The 7,622-nt window shown below is 67.5% G+C and carries 4 protein-coding genes and 1 pseudogene; 2 read left to right on the top strand and 3 right to left on the bottom strand.

What is annotated here, in order from left to right; all coding sequences use genetic code 11:
• Nucleotides 1–172: 172 nt before the first annotated feature.
• Nucleotides 173–649: an ATP-binding protein gene (locus tag O3Q52_RS44835; protein ID WP_269654269.1), complete on the bottom strand. Its 477-nt coding sequence runs from the start codon at nucleotides 647–649 to the stop codon at nucleotides 173–175.
• 160 nt (nucleotides 650–809) lie between these two features.
• Between O3Q52_RS44835 and O3Q52_RS44830 the strand changes: the two genes are divergently transcribed.
• A complete protein-coding gene (locus tag O3Q52_RS44830) occupies nucleotides 810–1,760 on the top strand; it encodes an IS5 family transposase (RefSeq protein ID WP_269654268.1) in 951 nt (316 codons plus the stop codon).
• Here O3Q52_RS44830 and O3Q52_RS44825 read toward each other — a convergent pair.
• Together O3Q52_RS44825 and O3Q52_RS44820 are read right to left on the bottom strand one after the other, a co-directional pair.
• Nucleotides 1,729–2,250 carry a hypothetical protein gene (locus O3Q52_RS44825; RefSeq protein WP_269654267.1) on the bottom strand — a complete coding sequence of 174 codons (522 nt, stop codon included), beginning with the start codon at nucleotides 2,248–2,250 and terminating at the stop codon, nucleotides 1,729–1,731. The genes O3Q52_RS44830 and O3Q52_RS44825 overlap by 32 nt on opposite strands.
• Before the next feature lie 642 nt (nucleotides 2,251–2,892).
• A complete protein-coding gene (locus O3Q52_RS44820; RefSeq protein ID WP_269654266.1) occupies nucleotides 2,893–3,918 on the bottom strand; it encodes a LacI family DNA-binding transcriptional regulator in 1,026 nt (341 codons plus the stop codon).
• A gap of 389 nt (nucleotides 3,919–4,307) precedes the next feature.
• Between O3Q52_RS44820 and O3Q52_RS44815 the strand changes: the two are divergent.
• Nucleotides 4,308–7,366 (top strand): annotated as a pseudogene (locus O3Q52_RS44815) (glycosyl hydrolase).
• The last annotated feature ends 256 nt before the right edge of the window (nucleotides 7,367–7,622 follow it).

The raw sequence follows: 7,622 nt of genomic DNA, 5'->3' as shown, positions 1-7,622 counted from the left end.
ACAGATGACGCGAAGCCCGGCAATGCCCAGCACGATGGTGCCGTCGAGCCGCTTGACCGTGTCACGGAAGGCGGGCTGTGCGAGACAGGTGTGAAGGGAGCCCTTGGGACGCAGGTTACTGTGCGTCAATGACTCGGAGGCCGCTGAGGCTGACGCATCGAGATGGCCGACGTCACAGTACCTGGCGGCCGGCTACGTCCCCGCCGGGATCATCAGCGAGTACCACGGCCACGGTGATCCGCTTACCCACCGGCTCCCGGTCAACAGCAAAGCTCCGGCACACCGCCATCACGATCTCCAGACCGTGCTGACCGATCCGGCCCGGGTCTGCCGACATCACCGACGGCAGCGTCGTGCTGCTGTCCCACACACAAACATGCACGGCACCATCGCTGATCTCCAGATCCAGCAGGCACGGACCCGGCGCGTATTTATGGGCGTTGGTCACCAACTCGCTCACCACCAGTTGCACCATGCCCATCACCCGCTTCGACACCGGCAACCCATGCACCGCCTGCACCATCACGAGAAACCCCTGGGCCACGTCACGAGCCGCAGCGATCTCCTCACCACCCTCGAACGCAACGGAAACCGCTACCGGACGCGCTACCAGCGGATCCTGACTCTCCTCCCACCCGGCCAGATCCATACACCCCCGCCTCAGAAGCCGTATTCCTATCGATCATGGATGCGGTTCTGATCGAACATCGGGCTTGGCGGGTGATCTCCGGTCGCGGAGCGCATGAAGACAGGGCCTCCTGTGCAGCACGAGGGGTGTTGAGTCCAACCCGTGCGCCCCGGAGGCCCTGATGTCGCAGTTGTACGCTGTTACGTCCCTGGAGTTCAACTCGGCGCGCTCGGCGTGCGATTGCCTCGCTCACCGGTTCGGGAACGCGGCCGATCAGCCGGAGCGGGCCCCGGTCTACAACTCGGATATGACGGACGCCCAGTGGGCGGTGGTCCGTGATGAGATGCCGACACCGGGCTGGCTGGAGGGGAGGGGCGGCCGGCCGGAGGGCTACTGTCACCGGCAGATGATCGACGCGGTCTTCTACGTCACCGACAACGGCACGAAGTGGCGGTCCCTGCCGGTGGACTTCCCGCCCTGGGACCGGGTCTACGCCTTCTCCCGCAGGTGGCGGAAGAGCGATCTGCCCAGGGAACTGCACGACCGGCTGCGCGACAGGGTCCGCCTCGCCGAGGGCCGGGATGTGGAGCCGACCGCGGGGATCATCGACTCGCAGTCGGTGAAGGCGGCCGCCTCGGTGCCCGCCGTGTCACGCGGATACGACGGCGGGAAGAAGATCAACGGCCGGAAGCGGCACGTCATCACCGACTGTCTCGGCATGATCCTGATGGTCATGGTGAGCGCCGCGAACGTCACCGACCGCCAGGCCGCCCGGATCATGCTGCCCGGGCTGCGGGAGAGGTTCCGCGAGCTCACCCTGGTGTGGGCCGACGGCGGATACACCGGCCGCCTCGTGGACTGGGCGAAGGAGAAACTGCAGCTCACCCTGCAGATCGTCAAACGCGGTGACGACATGAAGGGCTTTGTGGTGCTGCCGCGCCGGTGGGTGGTGGAGAGGACGCTGGGATGGCTGATGCGCTCGCGTCGCCTGGTCCGGGACTTCGAGACCCTGCCCGAGAGCAGCGAGGCGTTCATCTACTGGTCGCAGACCATGCTCATGAGCCGCCGCCTGGCCCGCACCACCCGCACCACTGCGCCTGTCAGTTCGCCGGTGACGACGCTCGCGGCTTGAACCTGCCCTCCGGAGTCCGCTCCGCCCAGTCCCTCTCGGCCAGCCGCTTCGCTCTCGAACGCACCCCTTCGATCTTCGCCGCTGTCAGCTCCAGCCCCAGCCGGGCCGTCATCTCCTTCGCCTGCATGCCCTCCACGCCGAGCCCGGGCCCGGCCTCCAACAGCTCCACGATCTTCCGGTACTCCGACGACAGCGACGCAGCCGTCATGCCCTCCCGCCGGTCCGGCACTCGCGACCGGGCGACCGGGGCCTTGCCCACCACCGTCGGTGTCGGCCGCTGACCAGGCACGTCCGACGTCGGCACGTCTCTCGCCTCCTCAGGAACGGCCAGGGCCTCGGACAGTTCTTCCCGCGCGATGACCCGGCGCTCCAGCACCATTTCGGCTTCACCGAGAGCGGCCAGGATCCGGTCCGCCTCCGCCTGAAGCTCCTCCACGGCTACCCGGGCCACCCGCTCCCGCTCCTCCAGCAAGCCCCTCACCGATGACACCGACCGCCTCCACACCGCCCTCGACGAACAGAACGGTCCAAGCCTCCCTCGGCAACACCGAAACCATGCCTGACCAGCGAAAAGTCAGCGATCACATCCGGAAAGACAACAGCTTCTCATGCGCCTCACGCCCCGCAGCTACGCACCCACCGCGGATACCCCCGAAACACCAACCGCCGTCATCGAGCACGGCGCCAGCCTCGCGTAGGGCAGACGGAGCGTTGACCAGCACGGCCTTGAGCTGGTTGAGCGCTTGAGTGCGAGCTTTGACCGCGGAGTTCTTCGCCAACCGGAGCATACGCAGCGCTGCGAGCTGGGTGAGGCCGCACGTCGGACTGCCTCACGTCGACGAGACCATCGCCAGCGAGCCGGGTCGGGAGCGGGCCTCCCGGGCTTCGGTTGAGCACGAGGCGCTTGAGAGCCCTCTTCTCACACGTCCATGCGGAGATCATCGCTCGGGAGACTCACAGCAACACGCGGGGGCGCGCCCGTTCCGGAAGCTCGGCGCGCCAGAACACGGGCCTCACGCTTCCCTCCACCCCCGCCTCGCCCCCACGTACAGGACAGAACAGGTCGGACACCCGCGAGCATCGGCGCCCTCACCGGGAACCGTGCGCCGCCGCAGGGGCACCACCTGGGATCTCAGGAGGACTGGCGCTGTACCAGAGCAGTCGGCATGATCACGGAATCGGCCCCCGGCCGCTCGGGGTGGTCGAGGAGACGCATCAGGAGCCTGACCATCAGGCGGCCCATGTCCTCGATGTCCTGCCGTACCGTGGTGAGGGCAGGCACCGTGCCACTGGCGACGTCCTCCATGTCGTCGAACCCGACGACAGCGACGTCCTCGGGAATGCGGAGGCCGCGCTCCAGGAGCGTACGCACCGCGCCGCGCGCCATCAGGTCGTTCGCGGCGAAGACCGCGTCGAGTCCGGGGCACCGGTATAGCAGTGCCGCCATGGCTCGGGCGCCGCTCTCCTCGGTGAAGTCACCCGGCTGCAGAAGAGTCGGATCGCCGTCGATGAGGACGTCGTGGTAACCGGCGGCGCGGTCGACTGCAGAAGCCTGGTCGGATGGGCCCGCGATATGGGCAATTCTGCTGCGACCTGCGGAAACGAGGTGGGACACAGCCGCTCGCGCACCTCCCCTGTTGTCGCAGTCCACGTAGGGGGCACCTGGGGCGGATCCCACAGGGGGGCGGCCACCGAACACATAGGGCACCCGGCTGTGGGCAATGAGATGGGCGAGCTGATCGTCGCTGTGCAAGGAGAAGGCGAGAGCCCCGTCCACATGCCCGCCCGACAGATACCGGGCGATCCGGCCGTGCTCGGACTCGCCTTCCACCCAGAGCAGCACGAGCTGAAGATCGTTCGCCGACAGCTCCCGACTGATCCCCCTCACGTGCCGTTCGAAGAACGGGTCGGAGAACACTCGGAACTCCGGCTCCGCGATGATCACGGCCACAGCGCCGGTCCGCTGAGTCACCAGTGAACGCGCCGCCTGATTGGGGACGTAACCAAGCTCGTCGACCGCCTTGCGCACCTTGTCGATCAGCGGTTGGCGCACTCCGGAACCTCCGTTGACCACACGGGACACCGTCGCCCGTGAGACACCCGCGCGCGCCGCCACCTCCTCGAGGGTGGGGCGAGGCGTCATCGTCTGCTCGAGCAAGAGGCTCTCCTGTTCTGCGCGCGGGAATCCGGCAGGTCGCCCCTGCAGCATAGTCCGCGCCCCGTCAATATGAGAGCGCTCTCAGGCTGCTCGGGCAGGCCATACCCGGCCTCACCAGGCCCTCAATACCCCATGAGCACCTCCTGCGCGATGTGACATCCCCGCCGTATACGAAACGACGCGAGCGGTCACGGGCACGCAGGCGTCTTCGGCGGCTTCTGTGCACGTCGCTGGCGATGAGGAGGCTGTTCACCCAGCGGCCGTTGCGGAGCCTTCACGCCCTAAAGGGCCTCGGCAGCCCCGTAAGGGATTTGACTCAGAATGTTGACCGCCCCACAAGCCCGCTCTGCGTTGTCGGCGACTTGAGAGCGCTCTCAGAAGGGTTGCGCATGAGATCTCGAAGAAACATAACGTTGCTGACGACGGCGGCTCTCGCCGTTACCGCCCTGGGCACCGTGGGCAGCGGTGTCGCCTCCGCCGCCACCATCGAGGTGGGGAAGGGCAGTTACAGCGATGTCCGCCCCGCCGGCCGCCAGGGGCCGTCGAACAACGGGGGCCAGGCTGTCAAGCCGAAGGTCACTCCCGCCGTGGCGGACATCCCCGTCCCGACGAACGACTGGTGGTCGTCGCTGGCCTTTCAGCGCTTCTCCAGCAACCCGTGGTCGGAGAACATGTACGGCCATCCCCTTACCTACAAGGCGGTCTCCGGCGGTCTGGAGGTCGGCTACCCGACCACGCACCAGATCGTGGGCGGCGGCCGTCAGTACGAGCTTCCGCACAAGGCCGACCTGACCCTGGGGCTCGCGGGCCTCAACTCCCCCGACGCGAAGGCGGACGGGTGGAGCGACTGGACTGTCAGCCCGTATTGGAACGACGGTGCGCGCAGTATGCGGACGACCATCGGCCACGGCCTGCCGTACGTGTACGCGAAGGGCACCGGTGGGGCAGCGCAGATCAGCGCCGCCGCTCCGCCGACCGTGTTCGCCGACCAGGGCAATGTCCTCGGCATCACCATCTCGGACCATGACTACGCGCTCTTCGCCCCCAGCAGCAGCGACTGGACCGTCTCCGGCAACGAGATCCGGGCGGATCTGGACGGAAAGGACTACTTCTCCCTGGCAGTCCTCCCGGACAAGGCTGCGCTGGCCGACTTCAAGAAATACGCCTTCAGTTTCGTGACCGGATCGAAGGTGGACTGGAAGTACAGGAGGGGGACGGCGAGGTCACGGCGACCTACACCCTGACCACCGAGCCGAAGGAGGGGACCGAGACCGGCACCTTCCAGGCGCTCTACCGCCACCAGTGGCTGCACAGCAGTGACCCGCTGACCGCCTACCGCTACGTCTCCTCGCGCGGCGAGATGAAGGTTCGCGAGGGCACGTCCTTCACAACCACTCAGAAGGTGAGCGGCGTGCTCCCCGGCCTGCCGAGCGCCGCGGGCGTCGACAAGGCGAAGCTCAAGGCTTACATCAACGACGTACTGACCCAGGGCGATCCCTTCAGCGGTGCGACCGACACCTACTGGACCGGCAAGGCCCTGGGCAAGCTCGCCCAACTCGTCCCCCTCGCGGACCAGGTCGGAGACACCGTCAACCGCGACAAGCTGTTGAGCTTGATCAAGGGCCGTATGGAGGAATGGTTCACGGTCGGCGGCCCCTCCGAGTTCTCCTACGACAAGGACTGGCGCACCCTCATCGGGTACCCGGCCTCCTACGGAAGCGACCAGGAGCTCAACGACCACCACTTCCACTACTCGTACTACGTGATGGCCGCGGCCATCGTGGCGCAGTACGACCCCCAGTGGGCCGCCGACTCAGAGTGGGGTGGCATGGTCAAGGAACTCATCAAGGACGCCGCCAACCCGGCCAGGAACGACGGCAAGTACCCGTTCCTGCGCGGCTTCGACGTCTACGCCGGCCACAGCTGGGCCGCCGGCCACGAGGCATTCGCCGCCGGCAACAACCAGGAGTCGTCCTCGGAGTCGATCAACCTCAGCGCCGGACTGATCTTGTGGGGCTCAGCCGTGGGCGACAAGGCGCTGCGTGACCAGGGCATCTACATGATGATGACCGAGTCGGAGTCGATCGCGCAGTACTGGTTCGACGCCGACCAGCAGGTCTATCCAGAGGACTTCACCCACGACGTCGTGGGCATGGTCTGGAGCAGCGGTGGCGCCTACTCGACCTGGTGGACCGCCAACCCCGAGGAGATCCACGGCATCAACTTCCTGCCCATGACCGGTGGTTCGCTGCACCTGGCCCGCGAGAAGGCCATGCTGCGCCGCAGCGTGACCGAGATGGAGAAAGAGAACGGCGGCCCGGCCGTCGAGTGGAAGGACATCTTCTGGCAGGTCCAGGCCCTGTACGACCCGGCCAAAGCCATGCAGGACTGGAACCACTACAACGGCGGCTACGTCCCCGAGGAGGGCGAGACCAAGGCCCACACCTACCACTGGGTCGCCACGATGAACTCCGTCGGATCACCGGACATGACCGTCACATCCCACTCACCGACGGCCGTCGCCTTCGACAAGAGCGGCACCAAGACGTACGCCGCGCACAACTACACCACCGAGGCGTGTTCGGTCCTCTTCTCCGACGGCGGCGTGCTGAACGTCCCGGCGAAGTCGACCGCGTCCGGAGCGGGCGACGACACCGAACTCGGCACCCTGTGCGGCGCCCCCGGCGACGACAGGCCCAGCGCGCCCGGCACCCCGGTCGCCGGTGACGTCAGCGACGACTCCGTCCAGCTGACCTGGAGCGCGGCCACCGACGACAAAGGCATCAAGGACTACGACGTCTACCGAGGCACCACCAAGATCGCCACCGTCACCAGCGCCACGCACACCGACACCGGACTGACCTCTGGCACCGAGTACACCTACAGCGTCAAGGCCCGCGACACCTCCGGCCAGGTCGGCCCGGCCAGCAGCACCGTGACCGTCACCACCACCGGTCCCCCGCCGGTCACGGGCGACACCCTCTACCTGCGCTCCGGCGGGCAGCTGAGCACCCAGGCGGCTGCGGTCGGTTCCTCGGACACCATCGCGTCCGCGGGCGGCGCCAACCATGACGGAACCCCGCACGACCCGCTCGTCTACGAGGTGAAGAATGTCGACGGCACCCTCAAGGCGGGCTCCGGCACGACCTTCACCTTCAAGGTCGACGCCGGTACCAACGTCGGCTACGCCCAGCAGGCCCGGGTCTCCTACGACCTGACCGGCGACGGCACCTTCGACCGTGTCGAGACGTTCCGCTACTTCGCCACCGACCCGGTCACCGGCTGGGAGGACTACTCCTCCGTCCGGCAGGGGACACACTCCGCGTCGGGCGCCCTCGGCGACCTGAACGGCGGCACCGTCCGCGTCGAGGTCTGGAGCGCCCTGGGCAACGGTCCGTCCACCCTTCAGGTGGGCAGGGGATCCGTCCTGACCATCCCGTTCGCCTGACAGCCGATCGGCCGGGCTCGACCTGTGACGCGCCGGCCCACAGGTCGGGCCCGTCCGGCGGAGCGGCCGCCGAGAACGCCCTACCCGTACAACGTCGGAACGGAACTGTCCACGGACGGCAGGGTCTGGGCCGACGTCCAGGAGGCTCCTGCCACCCGTGGCCCGAAGAAACCGTCCCACCCGTCCCGGCTCCGGACCCCCTCCCGCCGCTCTGGTCCTGGCGCCCATCGTCCCAGTCGTCACGCCCGCACAGGGC

The sequence above is a fragment of the Streptomyces sp. ActVer genome (assembly GCF_027270795.1).
In the GTDB taxonomy this organism is placed as follows: domain Bacteria; phylum Actinomycetota; class Actinomycetes; order Streptomycetales; family Streptomycetaceae; genus Streptomyces; species Streptomyces umbrinus_A.
The sequence above is the reverse complement of the archived record's forward strand: the minus strand, read 5'-3'. Positions and strand labels throughout refer to the sequence as shown.